At 37.9% G+C, this 22,992-nt stretch carries 18 protein-coding genes; 14 read left to right on the plus strand and 4 right to left on the minus strand.

All coding sequences use genetic code 11. The features are described 5' to 3' along the window. Positions 1-28: 28 nt before the first annotated feature. The 3 genes from FJA49_RS09625 to FJA49_RS09635 are packed head-to-tail and all read right to left on the minus strand — an operon-like array spanning position 29 to position 5,739. Entirely contained in the window at positions 29-1,153 is a 1,125-nt protein-coding gene (locus FJA49_RS09625) for a SusE domain-containing protein (protein WP_140000769.1), read from the minus strand. A gap of 22 nt (positions 1,154-1,175) precedes the next feature. Then, positions 1,176-2,777 carry a RagB/SusD family nutrient uptake outer membrane protein gene (locus FJA49_RS09630; RefSeq protein WP_140000770.1) on the minus strand — a complete coding sequence of 534 codons (1,602 nt, stop codon included), beginning with the start codon at positions 2,775-2,777 and terminating at the stop codon, positions 1,176-1,178. Between the two features lie 13 nt (positions 2,778-2,790). Further along, a complete protein-coding gene (locus FJA49_RS09635) occupies positions 2,791-5,739 on the minus strand; it encodes a SusC/RagA family TonB-linked outer membrane protein (RefSeq protein ID WP_140000771.1) in 2,949 nt (982 codons plus the stop codon). Positions 5,740-5,965: 226 nt separating this feature from the next. Here FJA49_RS09635 and FJA49_RS09640 point away from each other — a divergent pair, with 226 nt between their 5' ends. From FJA49_RS09640 to FJA49_RS09680, 9 genes are all read left to right on the plus strand, one after another. Next, a complete protein-coding gene (locus FJA49_RS09640; RefSeq protein WP_140000772.1) occupies positions 5,966-6,991 on the plus strand; it encodes a LacI family DNA-binding transcriptional regulator in 1,026 nt (341 codons plus the stop codon). Positions 6,992-7,195: 204 nt separating this feature from the next. Further along, on the plus strand, positions 7,196-8,542 hold the full coding sequence (locus tag FJA49_RS09645) for an MFS transporter (RefSeq protein ID WP_140000773.1): 1,347 nt from the start codon (positions 7,196-7,198) through the stop codon (positions 8,540-8,542). 4 nt (positions 8,543-8,546) lie between these two features. After that, positions 8,547-9,203: a beta-phosphoglucomutase gene (pgmB, locus tag FJA49_RS09650; RefSeq protein WP_140000774.1), complete on the plus strand. Its 657-nt coding sequence runs from the start codon at positions 8,547-8,549 to the stop codon at positions 9,201-9,203. 1 nt (position 9,204) lies between these two features. Next, positions 9,205-11,514, plus strand: a complete 2,310-nt coding sequence (locus FJA49_RS09655; protein ID WP_140000775.1) for a glycoside hydrolase family 65 protein — start codon at positions 9,205-9,207, stop codon at positions 11,512-11,514. A gap of 62 nt (positions 11,515-11,576) precedes the next feature. Further along, positions 11,577-13,421, plus strand: a complete 1,845-nt coding sequence (locus tag FJA49_RS09660) for a glycoside hydrolase family 13 protein (RefSeq protein ID WP_199758379.1) — start codon at positions 11,577-11,579, stop codon at positions 13,419-13,421. Between the two features lie 68 nt (positions 13,422-13,489). After that, positions 13,490-14,926 carry an alpha-amylase family glycosyl hydrolase gene (locus tag FJA49_RS09665; RefSeq protein WP_140000776.1) on the plus strand — a complete coding sequence of 479 codons (1,437 nt, stop codon included), beginning with the start codon at positions 13,490-13,492 and terminating at the stop codon, positions 14,924-14,926. 77 nt (positions 14,927-15,003) lie between these two features. Continuing rightward, entirely contained in the window at positions 15,004-15,870 is an 867-nt protein-coding gene (locus tag FJA49_RS09670) for a cupin-like domain-containing protein (RefSeq protein WP_140000777.1), read from the plus strand. A 96-nt stretch (positions 15,871-15,966) separates the two neighbouring features. After that, positions 15,967-16,653, plus strand: coding sequence for a glycerophosphodiester phosphodiesterase (locus FJA49_RS09675; protein ID WP_233590117.1), 687 nt, complete (start codon positions 15,967-15,969; stop codon positions 16,651-16,653). Next, positions 16,650-17,876, plus strand: coding sequence for a BaiN/RdsA family NAD(P)/FAD-dependent oxidoreductase (locus tag FJA49_RS09680; RefSeq protein ID WP_140000778.1), 1,227 nt, complete (start codon positions 16,650-16,652; stop codon positions 17,874-17,876). The genes FJA49_RS09675 and FJA49_RS09680 overlap by 4 nt, the downstream gene beginning before the upstream one ends. A 16-nt stretch (positions 17,877-17,892) precedes the next feature. On the opposite strand, the gene FJA49_RS09685 is transcribed toward FJA49_RS09680, so the two are convergent. Beyond that, the gene (locus FJA49_RS09685; RefSeq protein ID WP_140000779.1) at positions 17,893-18,372 is read right to left on the minus strand and encodes a TspO/MBR family protein; all 480 of its coding nucleotides are present in this window, start codon (positions 18,370-18,372) and stop codon (positions 17,893-17,895) included. A 97-nt stretch (positions 18,373-18,469) separates the two neighbouring features. Here FJA49_RS09685 and FJA49_RS09690 point away from each other — a divergent pair, with 97 nt between their 5' ends. The 5 genes from FJA49_RS09690 (at position 18,470) to FJA49_RS09710 (ending at position 22,960) form a co-directional block, all read left to right on the plus strand. Continuing rightward, a complete protein-coding gene (locus FJA49_RS09690) occupies positions 18,470-19,552 on the plus strand; it encodes a diphosphomevalonate/mevalonate 3,5-bisphosphate decarboxylase family protein (protein WP_140000780.1) in 1,083 nt (360 codons plus the stop codon). A gap of 24 nt (positions 19,553-19,576) precedes the next feature. Beyond that, positions 19,577-20,515 carry a mevalonate kinase family protein gene (locus tag FJA49_RS09695; RefSeq protein ID WP_140000781.1) on the plus strand — a complete coding sequence of 313 codons (939 nt, stop codon included), beginning with the start codon at positions 19,577-19,579 and terminating at the stop codon, positions 20,513-20,515. Between the two features lie 87 nt (positions 20,516-20,602). Continuing rightward, entirely contained in the window at positions 20,603-21,562 is a 960-nt protein-coding gene (locus FJA49_RS09700; protein ID WP_140000782.1) for a geranylgeranylglycerol-phosphate geranylgeranyltransferase, read from the plus strand. Positions 21,563-21,624: 62 nt separating this feature from the next. Next, a complete protein-coding gene (locus tag FJA49_RS09705) occupies positions 21,625-22,524 on the plus strand; it encodes a pseudouridine synthase (protein WP_140000783.1) in 900 nt (299 codons plus the stop codon). Positions 22,525-22,597: 73 nt separating this feature from the next. Next, a complete protein-coding gene (locus FJA49_RS09710; RefSeq protein ID WP_140000784.1) occupies positions 22,598-22,960 on the plus strand; it encodes a nuclear transport factor 2 family protein in 363 nt (120 codons plus the stop codon). Positions 22,961-22,992 lie beyond the last annotated feature (32 nt).

The raw sequence follows: 22,992 nt of genomic DNA on the forward strand, positions 1-22,992 counted from the left end.
AATTCAGGTAGCTTTTTTATTTTTTAAATTATCTCGGGATAAAAATATAACGTCTGTCAAGATCATTAAACCAAACAGAGTAGGATCCCTCAGCTTCAACACCAACAAAATCTCCTCCATTAACATCTAACTGACCTGAAACAGCTGTTCCTCCACCCCAGTTTCCAGGTGTATCCCAGCTATCATTAGCTCTGAACTTTATAGCGGCCTGAGTAATAACAATCTCATTTATTTTCCATAAATGTGGATTTGCCGTGCTATTTGTCATATCAGTATCAGCTTCCCAGCCTCCTGGCGTACCAGCTCCAATAATTCCTACGCTTCCAAAAACCGGCATACTAATAGGGTCATAAGTAAATGGCACTAATGTATATGTCATCTCCTGAATATCGATAGTTAATTCATAATATCCTGAAGTCTGAACTGCTATAGGACCTGGCTCATTGCTTCCGTCTGCGCCGCTTACTGCCAAAATTCCATCTCCTGCTGAACCGTATTGCGGATGCCAATTGCCAAGAGCCGACAATATTTTTATTCCTTTTCCGTCCCCTCCTGTAAAATAACCTGTATAATAAAACTTATATTGATTTTCAGGATCTCTAAACAAAGGTGAGTTACCTGCATTATTTTCATATCCATACTCGGTAGCGTTACCAACTAAATATAGGTTTTGTAAAGGAACAAAAGCTTGGTATGGAGTTATTGAAATTGTTACAGGGTTACTATATATTGGCTCAAAAGAGTCATTTACACTAGCTTTAACTCTAACTACGTATTGTTTTTCTTCCAATGGCACACCACCTAAAGCAATAGCAGCTGTATTTAAGGATACAACTGAAACTGCCAGTTGATTTGCTCCAATTATTGAACCTAATGAACGTGGCTCTGCAAACTCATCTACTCCATCTGCAGCATCAAGCTGTATTTCATAATTGATTGCAACACTCTGTCCAAAATTAGCAGGAGTCCAAACAAATCGTTCTGCCAAATTATTGGCACTTTCAATATTCAATACATAAGATCCACCATCTGGCGCTGTTAAAGCTGGTCCATCGATGGCTTTAATCACTGGTCTATCTTCAACATCGTCCGAGCTACATGAAACAGCCAGGACTGCGAATAATGCAATTATTGATTTTGCTATATTTTTCATATCTATATGATTTTTACTTTAATTAATAACCTGTGTTTTGTTGTAAAGTTGGGTTTGCTGCCTTTGCTCTATCCGGAATTGGGAACAATTTTAAATGATCTGAAATTGGCGCTCCATTAGCAGAGTTGCCTTTCCATTGCCATAAGTAAGAACCGCCTGTGAATTTCCCAAAACGGATCAAATCCTGACGTCTGTGGCATTCCCAATATAATTCTCTAGATCTTTCAGCCAAGATAAAATCCAAGGTAAGATCTCCTTGAGATATAGTACCTGCATTTGCTCTGGTTCTTAAAGCGTTTACATAAGTTACCGCTTGCGAAAGCGAACCTTGTCCTCTGACAGCCAATTCAGCATACATCAAATAAGCATCGCCCAAACGGAATAATGGGAAATCTGTATCAACAAAAGCTCCTGAAGGGTTTGAACCGTTAGAACCATCAGATTTTTTGTTGGTCCATTTCGTTACTCCATATCCTTGTGTTTCGTCAGCAATACTTGCAATATCTAAAGTCTGCCCTGTTGTATGGAACATTGCTCTGTTATCAGAAGCTCCTGTCACATCAGCAAACTTGCTTACAAATTCTCTTCTGGTTCTTAGTCCTTTCCAACCACCATCAACTCCAAAGTCACTCGCATTCATTGAACTTAAGATAGATGCGTGTACTAAATAATTTGTTCCTCCACTGGTTGTATATTGGCCATCAAAACGTACTGGAAAGATAAACTCATTCTGAGCACCATTCACATCGTTATCAGCCATGAACAAATATTTGTAAGGGACGTTTGCAATTTGGTAGCTTGAGTTTAAAACCGGCTCTAAAGCGGCAGCAGCTTCAGCATATTTAGCCTGTCCGATGTAAACCTCAGCATTTAAATACAGTTTAGACAATAGCATTTTTGCAGCAATCTTGTCAACTCTTCCGTATTCGTTTGTTCTTGATTCTTTCAAGTCAGCATCAATAGCTATCAATTCATCTTTTATGTAATTAAAAACATCAATTTTTTCTCTCTGTTGCGGAAAAAAGAATCCAACAGGATCATTTTCTGTAACGATTGGCACACGCCCGAATAAATCCATAGCATGGTACAATGACAATGCTCTCAAAAATCTGGCTTCTGCTCTATAAGACTTCATATCACTCAAGATAGCTGGATCCACATTTCTGCTTCCTACTTTATCAGGACTTGATTGTCTTAGGAACTCATTAGCCAAACTGATCTGGTAAAAAGTCCTTGAATACATTACGTAAATGAACTCGTTGTTACTTGTCCATGTTTGTGTATTCATCGATGGTAAGTTACCATCTTGCCATGCAATTACTGACTCATCCGTTGGCAACTGCTGTAACGTATAGAATGCTCTCAAATATGGACTGAAGTCATTTCTAATTCCTTGCAAGTCTTCACCACCGTCACCTTCACCATTTCCTGCTTTAGCCAACCCAAGGTATAGCTTAGCCAAAAACATTCTATAAGCTTGAGGGTTTTCGTAGAATTTTTCAGCTGTAAAGTCATCATCATCCTGTGGCATTACATCTAAATCGTCCGTACAAGAAATGCCTATCGCCATAATGACAAGCAATAGCAGCGCTTTCTTCCCTAATATGTCTAACATTTTTTTCATTTTCATATTTTTTTTAAAAATCTATATTAAATCCTAGCATAAACATTCTCGGTCTTGGATAAATAGTTTTATCAATACCTCCATAAATTTCAGGATCTACTCCATCATAGTCCGTGATTGTAAATACGTTCTGAACGGCTCCATAGACTCTAAATTTCGATTTCTTTGTAGCAAAAGGGTTTTGGATTGTGTATCCTAATGTGATGTTATCCAATTTGAACCATGATGCATCTTGAATATAATAATCAGAGAAAAGTCTGTTGTTTCCTTCTAACTGGAAGCCTGAATTATAATAATCTGAATTGATGTTACTGATTACATCATTGTAACGAACACCAGCCTGCAATACTCCTTTATTAGAAGCAACGTTGTTGTACATATAGTTTCCTAAGCTGGCTCTCCATGCAAATGAAAGATCAAATTGCTTATAAGTCATATTATTCATCATACCAAAAGTATAATCAGCATTTGGCTTTTTGTATCTGTATTGGTCGGCTGTCGAAATAATTCCATCTTGATTTCTATCAACATACACACCTTCAACAGGCTTTCCATTTACATCATACACTTGTTCATATACATAAAATGCATTTGGGCTGTATCCAACTGAATTGATTTGGATTTTGTTTCCACCACCTCCGTCAATATCACCTACAGGGTTGTCAGATGGAATATCTGTAATTTCCTGTTTATTATAGGTCATATTAAATGTTGTAGTCCAATTAAATCCTTCACCACGGAAGATGTCATAGCTTACGCTGAATTCTACACCTTTAGAAGTAAAGTCTCCGAAATTTCTAAATCCTTGGTTAGACAAATTTGCTCCGTCAGGGTAAGGAACAATAGCTAACAAATCAGATGATTTTTTCTCATATAAATCCAAAGACCCTCTCAATCTGTTGTTAAAGAAGCCGTAATCGATACCAATGTTTCTGGTTTCTGTCTCTTCCCATTTCAATCCTTTGTTGTAACCTTCAGGTCTTCCTACCGGAACAAAAACGTTTCCAAATTGGTATTGTGCCTGAGTTGTTCCTGTAGTATATCTTTCGATATAAGCGAAACCGTCATTAATATCCTGCTGTCCTGTGATACCCCATCCTAATCTTAATTTAAGATCAGATACGAAGCTTACGTTTTTCATGAAGCCTTCTTGTGATATTTTCCATGCGAAAGCAGCTCCAGGGAAGTTACCCCATCTGTTTTCTTTAGAGAATCGGGAAGTACCGTCTCTTCTGTAGTTCAAAGTAAGTAAATACTTGTCGTCAAATCCTAAATTCATTCTTCCAAAATAGGATTGCAAGTTTACTGTAGGTCTTGTAAATACGTCTGGTTGTGCATTCGGGTCGTAAACGTTTCCTGTAGAGAAACCTACCCATTTAAAATTTTGATACGAATAACCTCCTGTTACGTCCAAATTGAATTTTCCTATTTCCTTAGAATATACAAGGTAGGCATCTAACAATTTGTTCTCTTTGTTTTCATTAAAATAAGTATGCGAACCGAAATTTTGGTAAGTACCACCACTATAGCTTCCTGTTTGGAAACCGGCAGGGCTAAAAGGTGCCAATGTATTAGTTCCGTTACCGTCCTGCTTATCAAAACCAACATTTACTACGGCTCTGATGTCTTCAAAGAAATGCAGCTTATAGTCAACCTGGAAATTACCATACATTTTACGGTTGTCTGTAACGTTTCTTCTTTGGTTCAATAGCGATACCGGGTTTTGTTGTGCTCCAGTAACAACTCTGTCCCCGTCTGGCTCAAGCCATTCGAAATAACCTCCAAAATAAGAAGTAGGATCATAAACAGATTGCGTTGGGTCAAAGCTCAAAGCATTACCTATAGCTCCTTCTTCTGCAAAACGGTTATCTTGCCAAGAAATATTAGCATTTAAATTAATTTTCAAATGGTCGTCAAAGAATGATGGGTTTAATGCCAACGACGTTGTTGTTCTTTTAAATTCTCCTGTTTTTAAAAGACCTGGAATTTGAGTATAACCAATAGACAATCTGGCCGGCATTACTCCAAATAAGTTTCCTCTAATAGAAAGGTTATTATCAACCGACATACTAGTCTGGAAAATTTGATCTTGCCAATCTGTTTTTGCATTACCAAGCAAACCTATTTGTGTTGGCGATCCTACTTGATTTACTAATGCTCTAAATTGGTCAGCAGATAATACATCTACTTTTTTAGCCAAGGTATTTACGGTAGTTATCGAATTAAAGCTAACCTGCATATCTCCCTGACTACCTTTTTTAGTAGTAATGATGATAACACCATTAGAAGCTCGGGAACCGTAGATTGCCGTAGCAGAAGCATCTTTCAAGATAGAGAAAGATTCGATATCATTTGGGTTTATAGAAGCCAGTACGCTGGTTGAACCACCACTTGCTTCATTATCTAAAGGAAGACCGTCAATTACAATTAACGGATCGTTTTTAGCATTCAAAGAAGATCCTCCACGAATCCTGATTGTAGATCCTGACCCTGGTGCTCCTCCGGTTGTAATGTTCAAACCTGCCACTCTACCATTTAATAAGTTTTCTGCAGTTGCATTCATTCCTCGGTTAAAATCTTTTGAAGAAATTACTTCTACAGCTCCTGTAGCATCCTTCTTTTTAACAGAACCATATCCAACTACTACAACCTCATCCAATTGCGAAGCATCTTCCTGTAAAATAACACTTATAGTATTTTGAGAAGAATAGGTTATAGTGGTCGATTTATAGCCCAAAAAAGAGAATGAAATTACGTCACCGGATTTCACTCCTGAAAGTGAAAAATTTCCATCAAAATCGGTTGTGACTCCATTCGTGCTGCCTTGAACAGTCACGCTGACTCCCGGCAAGGGCAATCCTGAAACCTCATCTCTGACATTTCCATTTAATGTGTTCTGTGCCAGCACACTAAACGGAAGAATCAGTAATAAAAGCAACAACTTTTTGTAAATTGTTTTCATACATTTTGTTTAGGTTAAAAATGAGTTTGTTTACCTTATATTTTTACTTCGAATGTTAAATCTATGTAAATAAATTAGAGAAAAAAATCGTTTTCGTAAAAGCACCAACCGAAAACGTTTGCGTGTTGAAAACTTTAGTAAATACGCAGATTTTTTACCCGAAAATCGCTATTAATAAAAATTAAATTTATCTTTATTCAGAAATATTTACCTGACATTAAATACTATGCGAAAAAAAGTCACGCTAAAGCAAATTGCCAAAGAATTAGATGTATCGATTTCAACTGTTTCAAAATCGCTTAGAGATAGTCCTGAAATTAGTGAAGACACCCGCCAAAAAGTGCAGGCTTTTGCCAAATTATATAACTACAAACCCAACCTGATTGCCTTAAGTTTAAAGAACAAAAAAACCAAGACAATCGGAGTTATCATTCCTGAAATTGTCCACCACTTTTTTGCAACGGTTATTAGCGGGATTGAGCATGTAGCCAACGAACATGGTTATAATGTTATCGTAACATTATCTGACGAATCTTTTGATAAGGAAGTCATCAACATGGAGATGCTTGCCAACGGAAGCATTGATGGATTTATCATGTCGCTTTCTAAAGAAACCCAACATAAAAAAGACTTCCATCATATTACTGAAGTCATTAATCAGGGAATGCCAGTCGTTATGTTTGACCGCGTGACAAATGACATACTATGTGACAAGGTTATTATTGACGATAATCTGGCGGCCTACGAAGCTGTTCGGGATCTAATTGACAAAGGATTCAAAAAAATTGCGTTGATTACTACCGTTGATTATGTAAGTGTAGGGAAACTCCGCACAGACGGATACATCAAAGCGCTTAAAACAAACAACATTGCCGTAGACCCTAAACTGATATTAAAAATTGAGGACATCGACATCTGTGAGCATCAAATTGAAGAACTGATCAATACTAATGAAATAGACGCCGTATTTGCTGTAAACGAATTATTCGCTGTAACTGCCATCAAAGCGGCAAAGAAAATAAACCTTAAGGTTCCGGAAGACATATCAGTCATCGGATTTACGGATGGTATTATTTCTAAATATTCTTCGCCTAGCATCACCACAGTAAGCCAGAACGGAATAAAAATGGGCGGAAAAGCAGCCAAAATGCTTATTGAAAGATTAGAATCAGAAGAGGAAGAAGATGAACATTACAAAACAGAAGTTATAGAAACTCACCTCGTGGTTCGAGAATCTACGCCAACGTTGTAGTTGAATTCAAATCGCTGAAAATCAAATATATAAAAATTTATTTTTCCGTTTTTACCGAGTGTTAAATATTCAAATTTTAATTTCGGGTATAAAAAAACTATATATTTGTAACGATTATCAATGCTTATATTTTTACTTCGAACGAAAGATTAAGTCTTGATAAGCTGCTAACGCTTATCGTATATCAATCAACAAATTACGATAATGAAAAAGCGTAAATTAAGTTTTCTGGATATCTGGAACATGAGTTTTGGCTATTTGGGAATACAAATGGGATTTGCCTTGCAAAATGCAAATGCCAGTAGAATTCTGCAAATCTTTGGAGCCGACGTACACAGTCTGTCCTGGTTTTGGATTGTTGCCCCATTAATGGGATTGATTGTCCAGCCAATTATTGGCCACTACAGCGACAGAACCTGGACACGTTTTGGCAGAAGAAAACCTTACTTTTTAATCGGATCAATTTTAGCGGCCCTGGGATTAATATTAATGCCACAATCTGCTATGTTGACTGCTTTTATGCCTGCTCTTTGGGTGGGTGCCGGAATGCTCATGATTATGGATGCCTCGTTTAATATTGCGATGGAACCTTTCCGTGCTTTAGTAGCCGACTTACTTCCTGCCGATCAGAGAACATTAGGTTTTAGCGTACAAACTGCTTTAATAGGATTTGGTGCTGTAATAGGTTCCTGGCTTCCGTATGCCTTAAACAAATGGTTTGGCGTTTCTAGCGAAGCCGAACCGGGCGAAGTTCCTTACCATCTGATCTTATCCTTTATTATTGGTGCCGCCGTTTTGGTAGGAGCCGTATTATGGACCATTTCTACTACTAAGGAATACTCTCCGGAAGAACTGGAAGCATTTGATAAAGCAGAAGGAATTGTTCATGAGGAAGAAGAAAAAGCAAGCTTGATGAATATTTTCAAGGACTTCGAAAACATGCCCAAGACGATGAGACAATTGGGATGGGTACAATTCTTTTCCTGGTTTGCTTTATTTGGAATGTGGGTTTTTACAACTCCGGCCATAGCACATCATATCTACGGACTTCCGCTAGAAGACACACACAGCAAAACCTATCAGGAAGCTGGCGATTGGGTTGGAATCATTTTTGGAGTCTACAACGCCGTTTCGGCTGTCTTCGCTTTCTTTTTACCAGCTATTGCTAAAAAAATAGGGCGAAAATCTACACATGCTTTTTCATTAATCGTGGGAGGAATCGGACTGATCTCAGTTTATTTTGCTCCGAGCCCTAACTGGCTAATCGTTTCGATGATTGGTGTTGGTATCGCATGGGCGAGTATTCTTGCCATGCCTTATGCCATCCTTTCAGGATCAATTCCTGCTAAAAAAATGGGAGTCTATATGGGAATTTTCAACTTCTTCATTGTAGTTCCACAAATCATCAACGCCATCATTGGCGGACCTATCGTTAAATACATCTATGGCGGTAACCCTATTTATGCCATTGTAACCAGCGGAGTTGCTTTCCTTGTCGCTTCACTTTTTGTGTTGCGAGTGAAAGATCAAGACGACACCGTAAAACAATAAAACTTTGAAAACAAAAGCATTTATATTCGATTTAGACGGAGTAATCGTCGATACCGCTAAATACCATTATTTGGCTTGGCAAAAAATAGCAAACCAACTAGGTATAGAATTTACTCCAGAACATAACGAAGAACTTAAAGGCGTAAGCCGTGTACGTTCGTTAGAGCTTATCCTTCAATTAGGAAAAATAGAAGCCAGCCAAGACGATAAAGACAAATGGCTTACACAAAAAAATGAGGACTATCTGTCCTATTTAGTCGACATGGACGAAAGTGAACTGCTTACAGGAATTCTGCCCGTCCTACGTTACCTAAAAGAAAAAAAACAACTGATTGCTTTGGGTTCAGCCAGCAAAAATGCAAGGCCAATCTTGGAGAAAACAGGCATCATCCACTATTTTGATGCTATAGTCGACGGCAATGATGTTTCGAATGCCAAACCCGATCCTGAAGTTTTTCTAAGAGCAGCAGAATTATTAAACACCACTCCTGAAAATGCTATCGTTTTTGAAGACTCTGTAGCCGGCATACAAGCGGCAAACATTGCAAATATGACTAGCATTGGGATTGGAGAAGCAAAAATTCTGCATGAAGCCGATTATATTTTTCCTGACTTTACCCATATAGAAACAAATTTCATAGAAACTTTAGTGAATAGATAAAATGAACCAAGATTATATAGTACCAAATAATTGGTCAATCATAGAAGAAGGATTTGATGCAGAAAGAATAAAATCTTCCGAAAGTTTATTCAGCATTGGAAACGGTGCCATGGGACAGCGTGCCAATTTCGAAGAAAGCTACTCCGGAGAAACTTTCCAGGGAAGCTATATTGCCGGTATTTATTACCCAGATAAAACAAAAGTGGGCTGGTGGAAAAATGGTTATCCGGAATATTTTGCCAAAGTACTGAACGCACCCAATTGGATCGGAATCGATATTGAAATCAATGGTGAAAATCTCGATTTGAATACATGTACAGAAGTTAAAAACTTTGAGCGTGAATTAAACATGAAAGAAGGATGGTACCATCGTTCTTTTGAAGCCACACTAAAAAACGGAACTCAGATAAAAGTTGATGTCCGTCGTTTTCTTTCGCTGGATTCAGATGAATTAGGTGTCATCAATTATGAGATAACGCCTTTAAACAAAGACGCAAAAATCGTTTACAAGCCATACATTGATGCAGGAGTAAAAAACGAAGACGCCAACTGGGAAGAAAAATTCTGGGAACCGTTAGACACAAAACATTCAGACAATGAAGCTTTTGTTGTTGCCAGAACATTCAAGACCCATTTTAATGTGGCAACGTATATGTCAAACAGCATCTTTTTGAATGGCAAGAACCTAAACAGTACTCCTGTTAATGTTGAAGCTACTTCAGAAAAGATTCTTTTTGTTTATGAGACAGAAGCTGCAAAAGGAGAAAAATCGTCTATCCAGAAATTTGGTGGCTATACCGTGTCACTAAACCATGAGAACTCGCAATTAATCTCAGCAGCTCAAAGTGTCATTGTTAAGGCTAATGCAAAAGGTTATGAAGTATTATTACAAGAACAGATTGACGCTTGGTCAAAAATCTGGGAAATGTCGGATATTACTATTGATGGTGACGTTAAGGCACAACAGGGAATCCGTTTTAATATCTTCCAATTAAACCAAACGTATTTAGGCAAAGATTCTCGACTGAACATTGGACCAAAAGGCTTTACAGGAGAGAAATACGGTGGTTCTACCTACTGGGATACGGAAGCGTATTGCATTCCGTTTTATATGGCTACAAAAGACCAACAGGTTGCCCGAAATTTGCTAACCTACCGATACAACCAATTGGATAAGGCAATCGAGAATGGTGAAAAATTAGGCTTTACAAACGGCGCCGCCCTTTTCCCGATGGTAACCATGAATGGCGAAGAATGCCATAACGAATGGGAAATTACCTTTGAAGAAATTCACAGAAACGGAGCCATTGCCTTTGCTATCTACAACTATCATCGATTTACCGGAGATTACAGTTATATTCCTGAAAAAGGTCTGGAAGTATTAATTGCTATTGCCCGTTTTTGGCATCAAAGAGCGACGCTGTCTACGCTTAAAGACCAATTTGTGATCTTAGGCGTTACCGGTCCGAATGAATACGAAAACAACGTAAACAATAATTTCTATACCAACTATTTGGCAAAATGGTGTATTGATTATGCTGTTGAACAAATTGAAAAAGTAGAGAAAGAATATGCTGCGGATTACTCCAGAATCATTTCAAAAACAAAACTGGAAACAGCAGAAATCATCAATTGGAAGAAAGTAGCAGACAAAATGTATCTTCCTTATTCCGAAGAACACGATGTTTACCTGCAACAGGACGGATTTTTAGACAAAGAACTGGTTAAAGTCCACGATTTGGATAAAAGCCAGAGACCAATCAACCAAAAATGGTCATGGGACAGAATCCTACGTTCTCCATACATCAAACAAGCCGATGTTTTGCAAGGATTTTATTTTTTTGAAAACCATTTCTCAAAAGAACAACTGGAAAGACATTTCGATTTTTATGAGCCTTTTACGGTACATGAATCTTCGCTTTCTCCATGTGTGCACTCCATCCAGGCTGCTACTTTAGGGCGTATGGAACAGGCGTATACTTTCTACTTAAGAACTTCTCGCCTGGATCTTGACGATTATAACAAAGAAGTAGAAGAAGGTTGTCATATTACAAGTATGGCCGGAACCTGGATGAGCATTGTTGAAGGTTTTGGAGGTTTGCGTGTCAAAAATGACAGCTTGCATTTTGAGCCAAAAATCCCGGAGCAATGGCAAGGCTATTCATTCAAAATCAATTTCAGAAACCAGATATTGCAAGTTTTCGTAAATGCAAACGAAACAAAATTCACACTAGAAGGAACTCAGGAACTTACCGTTTATGTCAACGGAAAAGCAGTCCTTGTAGAACCAAATACTCTGGTAACCGTATAATATAGTACCACCACCTTCCCTTTCAGAGTGTTCGACTCTGAAAGGGTTTTAAAAACAAAATAATGAATTTTATAAAAAAACTAAACCTGTTAGCGCTGCTTTTATCGGTTTCGGCTTTCGCCCAAATTGATAAGATAGAGCCTCCTTTCTGGTACGCCGGAATGCATAACCCTGAACTTCAGATTATGTTTTACGGAAAAAACATAGCACAATATGAAACCTCCGTTTCTAATAACATCGTTATCAAAAACGTGGTAAAAACTGAAAATCCTAACTACATTTTCGTTACAATCGACACAAAAAATATTCCTGCTTCTGATTTTGTCTTTTCATTCAAAACCAAAAACAAAGTAGCCTTTACAAAAAAATATTCGCTGAAAGCAAGACGTAAAAATTCGGCTCAGCGAAAAAGCTTCGATTCCTCCGATTTAATGTACCTCATCATGCCAGATCGTTTTGCTAATGGAAATCCAAACAACGATACCGACAAATCGCTGAATGAAAAAGCAGACCGTAGCCTTCCAGGCGGACGACATGGTGGAGATATCGAAGGAATCATAAAACACCTCGACTATTTGGAAGAATTAGGCGTAACGGCTCTTTGGAGTACGCCGCTTTGCGAAGACAATGATAAGGTTCATTCCTATCATACCTACGGACAGTCTGATGTATACAGAATCGATCCTCGTTATGGAACCAATGAAGAGTATGTACGCCTTTCAGCCGAATTGAAAAAGCGTAACATGAAACTCATCAAGGATTATGTGACCAACCATTGGGGTGCAGAACACTGGATGTATAAAGACCTGCCAACCTATGATTGGATTCACCAATTCCCGGGATTTTCGCAGTCCAATTATAGAATGACAACGCAGTTTGACACCAATGCTTCTGCTATTGATACCAAAAATTGTATGGATGGATGGTTTGTTCCTTCCATGCCTGATTTGAATCAATCCAATCCTTTGGTATTGAACTACCTGATACAAAACGCTATTTGGTGGATTGAATATGCTGATCTGGATGGATTCAGAGTTGATACGTATTCTTATAACGACAAAATTGGGATTGCAAAATGGACAAAAGCCATTACTGATGAATATCCTTATTTCAATATTGTAGGTGAAGTCTGGATGCACGACCAGGCTCAAATGTCGTATTGGCAAAAAGACAGCCCAATCAGTGCGATACAGAGCTATAATTCCTATCTACCAAGCGTTATGGATTTTACATTGCACGATGCTTTTGGGAACGTATTCAATGAAGACAAAGCCACATGGAATGACGGAATGATTAAGGTCTACGATAATTTTGCTAACGATTTCTTATACCCTAACGTAAATAATCTTCTGACTTTTGTAGAAAACCACGATACCGGAAGGTTTAACCATATCTACAAAAACGATTTTAAGAAATACCAGATGGCAATGGCTATAATTGCTACCGTACGTGGAATTCCTCAAATTTATTACGGATCAGAAATCGGAATGGCGGGAGACAAAGCAAAAGGTGATGCCGATATCCGTCAGGATTTTCCAGGAGGATGGGCAGGCGACAAAAACAATGCCTTTACCAAAGCAGGAAGAACAGAAGAGCAAGCCAAGTTTTTCGATTTTTCTTCAAAATTATTCCAATGGAGAAAAGGAAAATCAGTTATCCACTCCGGCAAGATGACGCATTATATCCCGGAAGACAACGTATATGTTTATTTCAGATATGATGATAATGAAACCGTAATGGTAGTCATCAACAATGCTGCTCAGGCAAAAACATTCAAGACAGGTCGTTTTCAGGAAAACATTAAAAATTTTACGACAGGAAAAGATGTGCTGACTGGAAAATCGATTAACGTAAAAGAAGATGTAACTATCGATAGTAAATCAGTGTTGATCTTAGAATTAAAATAATCTCACAAAGACGCAGAGACGCAAAGCCTTTATTTCTTAGCACCTCAGCGACTCTAAAATAAATATCCATGAAAAAAACAATCTTACTAGCACTAACGCTAACAGCTTTTATCAGCTGCAAAGACGATAAAAAAACGGAAAGCGCAACAACTGCAAAAACAGAAACTCTTGCCCCAATTACGGATGCAACAGCAGAAAATGCAGTTATCTATGAAGCCAATATCCGCCAGTACTCCCCTGAAGGAACTTTTAATGCTTTCACGAAAGACATTCCGGAATTGAAAAAATTGGGCGTAAAAATCATCTGGCTGATGCCTATCTATCCTATTTCGATGAAAAACAGGAAAGCTACCGGAGAACTTTCTGTAGAAGACATCAAAGATCCTAAAGAAAAGGCTAAATATTTAGGAAGCGCTTATGCTATATCAGATTATACAGCGATCAATCCGGATTACGGAACCAAAGAAGATTTCAGAAATCTTGTAAAAACAGCCCATGAAAACGGCATGTATGTTATCCTTGACTGGGTAGCTAACCACACAGGATGGGATCATAAATGGATTACGGAACATCCGGAATACTACCAAAAAAATGCAAAAGGCGAAGTAACTGATCCGCTTAATCCGGAAACAGGAAAATCATGGGGTTGGACTGATGTTGCCCATTTGGATTACGCCAACAAGGAACTTCACAAAGCCATGGAAAACGAAATGTTATACTGGATAAAAGAAGAAAACATTGACGGTTTCCGTTGTGATGTTGCCGATAATGTTCCCGCCGAATTCTGGCAAAAAGCAATTCCTCAGCTAAGAAAAGCAAAACCGGTCTTTATGCTAATGGAATCCAACAAAAATTATCTTTTAAAAGACGGACTTTTTGATATGGGATATGGCTGGGAAGCACACCACGTGATGAATGACATTAATAAAGGAACAAAAACAGTCAAAGACCTGAACAACGTATTTGATAAAATTGCGAAAGAATACGAGAAGAATGATATTTTCATGAACTTTACGTCAAATCATGATGAAAATTCATGGAACGGAACCGAATATGAAAGAATGGGCGATGGTGTAGAAGCTTTTACAGCACTTACCTATCTGATGCCGGGAATGCCACTTATCTATACAGGTCAGGAATACGATCTTAAACACCGATTGAAATTCTTTGAAAAAGATTCAATCCCAAAAGCAAAGGCAAAAATGTTCCCTATTTATGAAAAGCTAGGCGAATTGAAAAACAACAATAGTGCCTTAAATGGTGGAAAAAACGCAGCTTCTTTCAAACGTTTGGCAACTTCAAACGACATCAATGTTCTTGCTTTTGAAAGAGAAAAAGAAAATCAGAAAGTTTTATTTATCGGAAATCTATCTAAAAAAGACCAACAATTCACGGCTCCAATCGAAGGTACATTTACCAATTATATGACCGGTGAGAAAATAACATTGGCCAAAGACCAGAAGTTCAACTTCAAGCCTTGGCAATATTATATTTTGGTTAAATAAAAAAGTGATAATTATTATTTAGAATGTTTAAAAATGCTAATTTAGTACTTCCGTAAAATAACTTAGCATTTTTAGACATGGCCTTTGAATATATCGAAATAGAAAGGGTTGAAAGACTTACAAAGAAAGAGTTTATCGAGAACTATTATAAGCCTCAAAAACCTGTAGTAATTACCAACCAAATCGAAGACTGGCCTGCTTTTTCCAAGTGGAATTTCAAATTTCTGAGAGAAGTAGCCGGCGATAAGACAGTACCTCTTTATGACAGCAGGAAAACGGATTATACGAAAAAAGTAAACGAGCCGGATTTCAAAATGACGATGTCAGAATATATCGACATCCTTGAAAAAGGCCCGACTGACTTGCGTATTTTTCTATACAACCTGATGAAAGATGTGCCTTCTATGAAATCAGACATGAGATGGCCTCAATTAGGACTTCGATTGATAAAAAGCCTGCCATTGGTTTTCTTTGGCGGTCAAGATGCGAAAGTTTTTATGCATTATGACATCGACTTCCCTAATATTTTCCATATCCATTTTGAAGGAAAAAAACAATGTGTTCTTGTTGACCCAAAAGAAACGAAATACATGTACCGTCTTCCTTATTCCTGGATTTGCAATGAAGATATTGATTTCGATAATCCCGATTTTGAAAAATTCCCGGCACTCAAGATGGTGAAGCCTTACATAACCAATCTGCAGCATGGCGAAATGCTTTATATGCCCGAAGGTTGGTGGCATTATATGAAATATCTAACACCTGGGTTTTCGTTAAGTTTGCGTTCGCTGGCTGGAAGACCAAGCAACCTGCTCAAAGGTTTAGCGAATGTTGCAGTAATCCGTTATTATGACAACTGGATGCGAAAACGCAAAGGACAAGCCTGGCTGGATTATAAAGATGCCGAAGCCATACGCAGAACCAATGAACTGTTGAAAAAATAATGAAATGCCCTGTATCACGCAGGGCATTTTTTTTAAGATAGAGAACTTTTGTCAGGCAGAGCCAAAAACTTTACTTTTACCAATTAAAAGTCAGTCTTGAAAAAAATACTCAATATCGGACATCGTGGCGCCAAAGGCCATGAACCTGAAAATACGCTTCCTTCATTTCAGAAAGCATTCGATCTAAATGCTGACGGAATTGAATTGGATGTCCATATCTGCAAGACGGGCGAATTGGTCGTTATCCATGATTTTACCGCAGACAGGACTACCAATGGTTCTGGAGCTATTTCTGAGTTGACGCTTTCCGAAATAAAAGCATTGCGTATCAACGAACATATTGAAGTCCCTACTTTAGAAGAAGTGATAGAATTGGCAGGTAATAACTGTCTTATCAATATTGAGCTAAAAGGCCGTCAAACTGCAAAACCTGTATCGCATCTCATCGAAAAATATATTCTTGAAAAAGACTACGGCTACGAAAACTTTATTGTTTCCAGCTTTCAAAGAGAAGAACTCGAAATGATGTACATCATCAACCCGAAAGTACATTTGGGCGTATTGTCTCAGGCAAGCGTGGCGCAAGCCTTAGAATGGGCATCCGCTTTGTCTGCAAAAGCAATACATCCTCATTTCAGTCTTTTGACAGAAGAAAATGTACAGCAGGCACAAAAATCAGGTCTTAAGGTCTACACCTGGACAGTCAATGAGATTGATGATATCGAGAGAGTAAAAATGTATAATGTAGATGGAATCATTACTGATTTCCCTGAAAGAATATGAACACTAATTTCGACATAATCATCGTTGGCGGAGGTGCCGGAGGTTTTTTTACGGCTATTAATTGTGCTGAGAAAAATCCGAAACTGAAAATCGCCATATTGGAACGAGGCAAAGAAGTCCTGACAAAAGTCCGTATTTCTGGCGGTGGAAGATGCAATGTGACACATGCCTGTTTTGTACCCAACGAATTGGTAAAGTTTTATCCTCGTGGTGAAAAGGAACTTCGTGGTCCGTTTCATCAATTCTGTTCAGGCGACACAATTGAATGGTTTGAAAAACACGGCGTAGAATTAAAAATTGAAGATGACGGACGCATGTTTCCTGTTTCCAATTCATCGCAAACCATTATTGATTGCTTTACGACCGCAACAAAAAAATTAGGAATACAGGTTTTGACCGGACAAAGCGTACAGTCCATCTATAAATCAGAAACAGATGGAGAAAGTTTCTGGAAGATTGAAACCCAAAACCAACAGTATTACTGCGAAAAATTAGTATTGGCAACAGGAAGTAATCCAAAAATGTGGGATATGCTTCAAGAATTCGGGCATTCCATCGTAAGTCCGGTGCCATCCTTATTTACGTTCAATATAAAAGATCCCCGCATCAAAGAACTGCCTGGCGTTTCGGCACAAGTCTCTGTAAAAGTCAAAGATACCAAACTGACCTCAACCGGACCTTTACTGGTAACGCATTGGGGAATGAGCGGCCCGGCAATTTTGAAACTATCCGCTTGGGGAGCACGAATCTTGTTTGAGAAAAACTACCAGTTCACCATTTTCGTCAATTGGCTCAACGATGTCGATTCAGAAGAAGCCGAATCAATCCTAAAGGAATTGAAACTGGAACATTCCAAAAAAGCAGTATCAAAAAAGTCTCCATTTGATTTCCCTAACCGTTTATGGGAAAGCCTTGTTTTGGCTTCAGGAATTTCAGAAGAAACAAAATGGGCTGATTTATCCAAAAACCAATTGCAGAACTTGGCAAATCAATTGACAAAGGCACAATTCCAGGTCAATGGAAAAAGTACTTTTAAAGAAGAATTTGTTACCGCTGGAGGAATTGACCTAAAAGAAATCAATTTCAAAACAATGGAAAGCAAAATGCATCCAAATTTATTTTTTGCCGGAGAAATCACCAATATTGATGCGATTACTGGCGGATTTAATTTCCAAAATGCATGGACTAGTGGATTTATCGTAGCCAACTCGATTACTCAATAATACTACAAAGCAATCTTTATTGATTTAACCACCATATACTGGCATTCAATACCATAGCAAAGCCTACCCAAAGCAGATACGGGATAAATAAATATCCTGAGAACCGGTTTATTTTGACGAATTTGACATAGGTCTCATAAATCATCAGCCAAAGCAGGACAATCTCAAACAAGGCGAGTAGCGGGTTTTTGAGTCCGAAAAACAAATACGACCATAGCGCATTTAGCGCTAATTGGATGGCAAAAAACAACATGCCTTTTTTGACTTCTTCTTTTCTGGGAGAATCAATTTCATGCCAAACCAGTCCGCCTGCTATTCCCATCATAACATAAAGAATAGTCCAGACAGGAGCAAAAATCCAATTGGGCGGATTAAAGCTTGGTTTTTCAATCAACGGATACCAGCTTTCTACTGCTGGTCGGGTAACCAGACTTGAAAAATAACCTATTGCCAGGCATGTTGCTGTCAAAACTAAAATTCGCGTGTATCTGTTCATTTTTGCTTTTTTAACAAAATTAGTTATTTTCACAGATTAGCCCTAATGCAGACTGCGATTTGGGCAAAAAAAGTATCTTTGCACAAATTCATAAACTATGATTTCGGAAAAGGATTTTATTCCGTCAGGATATACCCATTCGATAGAAAAAGGAGATTTCAAATGGAGTGCGCCAAGCAATATTGCTCTGGTAAAATATTGGGGAAAAAAGGACAATCAGATTCCTGCCAACCCATCGATAAGCTTTACGCTAAACCATTGCAAAACCATCACTTCCTTGTCGTTTGAGAAAAAAGATCCGGATGGAAATTTTTCATTTGACTTGTCATTTGAAGGAAAACCAAAAGAAGATTTCAAACCAAAAATCCAGAAATTCTTTGAAAGAATCGAAACTTATCTTCCGTTTCTAAAAGAATATCACTTCACTATAAATACTGAAAATACGTTTCCCCATAGTTCTGGAATTGCCTCATCTGCTTCGGGAATGGCAGCTCTTGCCGTAAACCTGATGAGTATTGAAAAGGAATTGAATCCTGGAATGACTGAAGATTACTTCAATCAAAAGGCTTCTTTCTTGGCAAGATTAGGTTCGGGTAGTGCATGTCGAAGCGTAAAAGGAAACATTGTTATTTGGGGAAATCATGAAGAAACCGAAGGAAGTTCAGACTTATTTGGAGTAGAATTCTCTGGCAACATTCATGCTAATTTCAAGAATTATCAGGATACCATTTTATTGGTTGATAAAGGTGAAAAGCAAGTTTCAAGTACCGTTGGGCATGACCTGATGCACAATCATCCGTATGCCGAAAAACGATTTGAGCAGGCTCATGTAAATCTGTCTAAAATAAAAACCATATTGGAATCTGGCGATTTGCAGGAATTCATCAAGATTGTAGAAAGTGAGGCCTTAACCTTGCACGCCATGATGCTGACTTCTATGCCGTATTATATACTGATGAAGCCTAATACGCTAGAAATCATTAACCGAGTATGGAAATTTAGAAATGAAACCAATATTCCGGTATGTTTCACGTTAGATGCTGGAGCCAATGTCCACGTTTTATATCCCGAAAACGTTAGAGACGAAGTTTTAGAATTAATTAAGAATGAATTAGTTGGCTTTTGCCAAAACTCGCAATATATTTGCGATGAAATTGGATTTGGCGCAAAAAAATTGTAATTTTAACAAAATTCAAAAGCAGACATGAAAGGACCATTATTTTACTCAAAAATATTACTCTTCGGTGAACACGCTATCAACAAAGGTTCCCGAGGTTTGTCCATTCCTTATAATTTTTTCAATGGCGGACTGAAAGTAGATAACAATCATACTGATGAAGCCCAAAAATCCAATGCCAGCCTGAAGCGCTTTGTGGCTTATCTTGAGACCATGCAGCAAGAAAATCCGGAATTGGTGACTTTTAATATTGAGCTATTAAAGCGCAATGTAGAAGCCGGAATGTATTTTGATTCCAGTATTCCACAAGGCTACGGAATTGGAAGCAGCGGTGCTTTAGTTGCAGCCGTTTATGACCAATATGCCGAAAACAAAATCACGGTTCTTGAAAACCTGACACGTGAAAAGCTGCTGAAACTGAAACAGATTTTCTCAAAAATGGAATCTTTTTTCCACGGAACGAGTTCTGGATTGGATCCACTAAACAGCTACCTGAGCATTCCTATACTTATCAATTCACACGACAATATTGAGGCTACCGGAATTCCTACCCAAAGTCTGGAAGGAAAAGGAGCCGTATTTTTGTTGGATTCCGGAATGGTAAAAGAAACTGCTCCTATGGTTAGCATTTTCATGGAAAGCCTAAAAGACAAAGGCTTTAGAGCTATGGTTAAAAACCAGTTCGTAAAATATACTGACGCCAGCATTGATGATTTCCTTCATGGCGATGTCAAATCATTGCTTTCCAATACTAAAAAGCTTTCCAAAGTTGTCCTAAACAATTTCAAGCCTATGATTCCGGAACAATTCCACGGAATCTGGCAAAAAGGATTGGATTCGAATGACTATTACCTGAAACTTTGCGGTTCAGGCGGAGGAGGCTATATTCTTGGGTTTACGCATGATTATGAAAAAGCGAAAGAAGCTTTGAAAGACTACAAATTAGAAGTAGTCTATCAGTTTTAACAAAAAACTCCCACTCCATTCATAAAAGCAAGCCGTTAGGATATGGCATAGTATTTTTTACCTCAAACTCAAAATAGTATACCTGACATGTTAAGCAGAAAAAACAAACTTCTAGTAATGAAAATTATCAGTTTGTTTTCTGTAGTACGCGGCTATAATATTCCTGTTATTGTTCTTGCACAGTATCTTTCAGCGATATTCATATTGGCTCCGGAAAACACAAGAGCATTAGATGTTATTTTAGATGTCAATCTTTTTATTCTTGTTTTAGTTTCCAGTTTCTGTATTGCTTCAGGCTATATTATCAATAACTTTTATGATGCGCAGAAAGACTTAATCAACCGGCCGAATAAATCCATGTTGGATAGACTGGTGAGCCAAAAAACTAAACTATATGTATATTTCGGATTAAACTTCCTGGCTGTTTTCCTGGCTTATTTTGTTTCCTGGAGAGTCAGCATTTTTTATTCAGCCTATATTTTCCTGATCTGGTTCTATTCGCATAAGCTTAAAAAATATGCGATTATCGGAAACCTTACCGCTTCTATATTGGCCATCTTTCCGTTCTTTGGAATCCTTTTGTATTTTTTCAAAGGACAATATTATGAATACGACTGGCAGAAAATAGGAATCATCTTTGGCCATGCAAGCTTTTTGTTTTTACTAATCCTAATTCGGGAAATGGTTAAGGATCTTGAAAATATGAAAGGAGATTTTGTAAGCGATTACAAAACAATCCCTGTAGTATATGGCGAATCCGTATCAAAAAAAGTCATTACGGCATTGACCACCCTCACCATTATTCCAGTTTATCTTTTAGTAGACATTTATGAAGTTGGCTATATGGTCATCTATTTCTATTTCTGCCTGATGACACTAATTTTTTTCCTGTTGAAACTTTGGAAATCAAATACCCGTAATGAATTTCTAAAACTTCACAATCTATTAAAATTCATTATCGTAGCAGGTGTTTTCTGTATCGTATTAATTGAACCGGCTGTACTTTGGCACGGAAAGAAAATCCTTTTAGCTATCAATTTTTGCTAACTTTCACTTCCATGGGCTTTTAAAGCCTCCAATTCGCTATCTTTGCACAAATTTAGACGCGAATGAACAAGAATGAAGGAGGCAACAGACGCAATGCCTCAAACAGACCAGGAGGAAAAAGCAGTTTTGGAAAATCAAAACCGCCATTGCCAAAAAGAGCCCAAGGACCTAAAAAAAATAAGCCAGCTGTTGATGCAGCTGCTGAAAAAACTGAGAAAAAACCAAACCAGGCTCCAAAAAGACAAAAAGCAGCAGATGAAATGCGCTTGAACAAATACATCTCAAATTCGGGAGTATGTTCACGTCGTGATGCTGATATCTATATACAATCCGGAAATGTAAAAGTAAACGGTGTTACCGTTACTGAAATGGGATATCTTGTCAAAGCAACTGATGTAGTAAATTTTGACGGTGCCTTACTGACACCAGAAAAGAAAGAATACATTTTGCTAAACAAGCCAAAAAACTTCACAACCTCTTTAGATGAAGGTTTTGAACACAGAAATGTTTCGGAATTGGTTAAAGGTGCTACAAAAGCTGTCTTGTCGCCTGTAGGCCGTATGGATAAAAACACAACAGGTTTGTTATTGTTTACAAACGATACAGACATGATCAGAAAATTCACGATTCCAAATCAAAAATCTTCAAAAATCTATCAGGTATCATTAGACAAGAACCTGAAATTCGAGGATTTGGAAAAAATCGGGAAAGGCTTGACTATAGATAACCATCGTGTTAATGTTGAGGAAATCAGCTATATTGACGATGAGCCAAAAAGTGAAATCGGATTAAAATTACGTACGGCTAATGTGAAAGTAGTACGCCATATTTTTGAACATCTTGGCTATGACGTTCTAAGAATTGACCGTGTGGTTTTTGCAGGACTTACTAAGAAAAATCTCCCGAGAGGAAATTGGAGATTCCTGACAGAACAGGAAATTATCAATTTGAAAAATATATAATGCAACTAAATCCCAAAATCAAGTTTGGGATTTTTTGTTTTTGTAGCTTTGCTCCTCTATCAAAAAAAACACTATGACACCTGAAATATTGCAATCTATCGCATTTAAATGGTTTGATGCGTTCAACTCACACCAACTTGAAAAACTTTTAGATCTATATGATGATGAAGCAAAACATTTCAGTCCGAAGCTAAAAATCAGGAAACCTGAAACCAATGGGTATGTAACCGGGAAACAAGCACTTCGTGAATGGTGGAAAGATGCTTTTGAACGCTTGCCTTCTTTGCATTATAAAGTCACTTCTCTGACACCTAACAACGACCGTGTTTTTATGGAATATGTAAGGACCGTTGATGGCGAAGACGATATGCTGGTAGCAGAAGTTTTGGAAGTAAAAAACGGAAAGATTATCGCTTCACGAGTATATCACGGATAAAAAAAAGCCCTTGTTGTCAAGGGCTTTTTTTT

It is taken from the genome of Flavobacterium microcysteis, assembly GCF_006385255.1.
Taxonomy (GTDB): Bacteria; Bacteroidota; Bacteroidia; order Flavobacteriales; family Flavobacteriaceae; genus Flavobacterium; species Flavobacterium microcysteis.

Bases quoted from the DNA above. Each gene is read 5' to 3' on its own strand.
- FJA49_RS09660 (WP_199758379.1), top strand. From the start codon at position 11,577: ATGAATTTTATAAAAAAACTAAACCTGTTAGCGCTGCTTTTATCGGTT.
- FJA49_RS09700 (WP_140000782.1), top strand. From the start codon at position 20,603: ATGTTAAGCAGAAAAAACAAACTTCTAGTAATGAAAATTATCAGTTTG.
- FJA49_RS09695 (WP_140000781.1), top strand. From the start codon at position 19,577: ATGAAAGGACCATTATTTTACTCAAAAATATTACTCTTCGGTGAACAC.
- FJA49_RS09665 (WP_140000776.1), top strand. From the start codon at position 13,490: ATGAAAAAAACAATCTTACTAGCACTAACGCTAACAGCTTTTATCAGC.
- FJA49_RS09670 (WP_140000777.1), top strand. From the start codon at position 15,004: ATGGCCTTTGAATATATCGAAATAGAAAGGGTTGAAAGACTTACAAAG.
- FJA49_RS09625 (WP_140000769.1), bottom strand. From the start codon at position 1,153: ATGAAAAATATAGCAAAATCAATAATTGCATTATTCGCAGTCCTGGCT.
- FJA49_RS09645 (WP_140000773.1), top strand. From the start codon at position 7,196: ATGAAAAAGCGTAAATTAAGTTTTCTGGATATCTGGAACATGAGTTTT.
- FJA49_RS09680 (WP_140000778.1), top strand. From the start codon at position 16,650: ATGAACACTAATTTCGACATAATCATCGTTGGCGGAGGTGCCGGAGGT.
- FJA49_RS09690 (WP_140000780.1), top strand. From the start codon at position 18,470: ATGATTTCGGAAAAGGATTTTATTCCGTCAGGATATACCCATTCGATA.
- FJA49_RS09630 (WP_140000770.1), bottom strand. From the start codon at position 2,777: ATGAAAAAAATGTTAGACATATTAGGGAAGAAAGCGCTGCTATTGCTT.
- FJA49_RS09685 (WP_140000779.1), bottom strand. From the start codon at position 18,372: ATGAACAGATACACGCGAATTTTAGTTTTGACAGCAACATGCCTGGCA.
- FJA49_RS09640 (WP_140000772.1), top strand. From the start codon at position 5,966: ATGCGAAAAAAAGTCACGCTAAAGCAAATTGCCAAAGAATTAGATGTA.
- FJA49_RS09710 (WP_140000784.1), top strand. From the start codon at position 22,598: ATGACACCTGAAATATTGCAATCTATCGCATTTAAATGGTTTGATGCG.
- FJA49_RS09655 (WP_140000775.1), top strand. From the start codon at position 9,205: ATGAACCAAGATTATATAGTACCAAATAATTGGTCAATCATAGAAGAA.
- FJA49_RS09635 (WP_140000771.1), bottom strand. From the start codon at position 5,739: ATGAAAACAATTTACAAAAAGTTGTTGCTTTTATTACTGATTCTTCCG.
- FJA49_RS09705 (WP_140000783.1), top strand. From the start codon at position 21,625: ATGAACAAGAATGAAGGAGGCAACAGACGCAATGCCTCAAACAGACCA.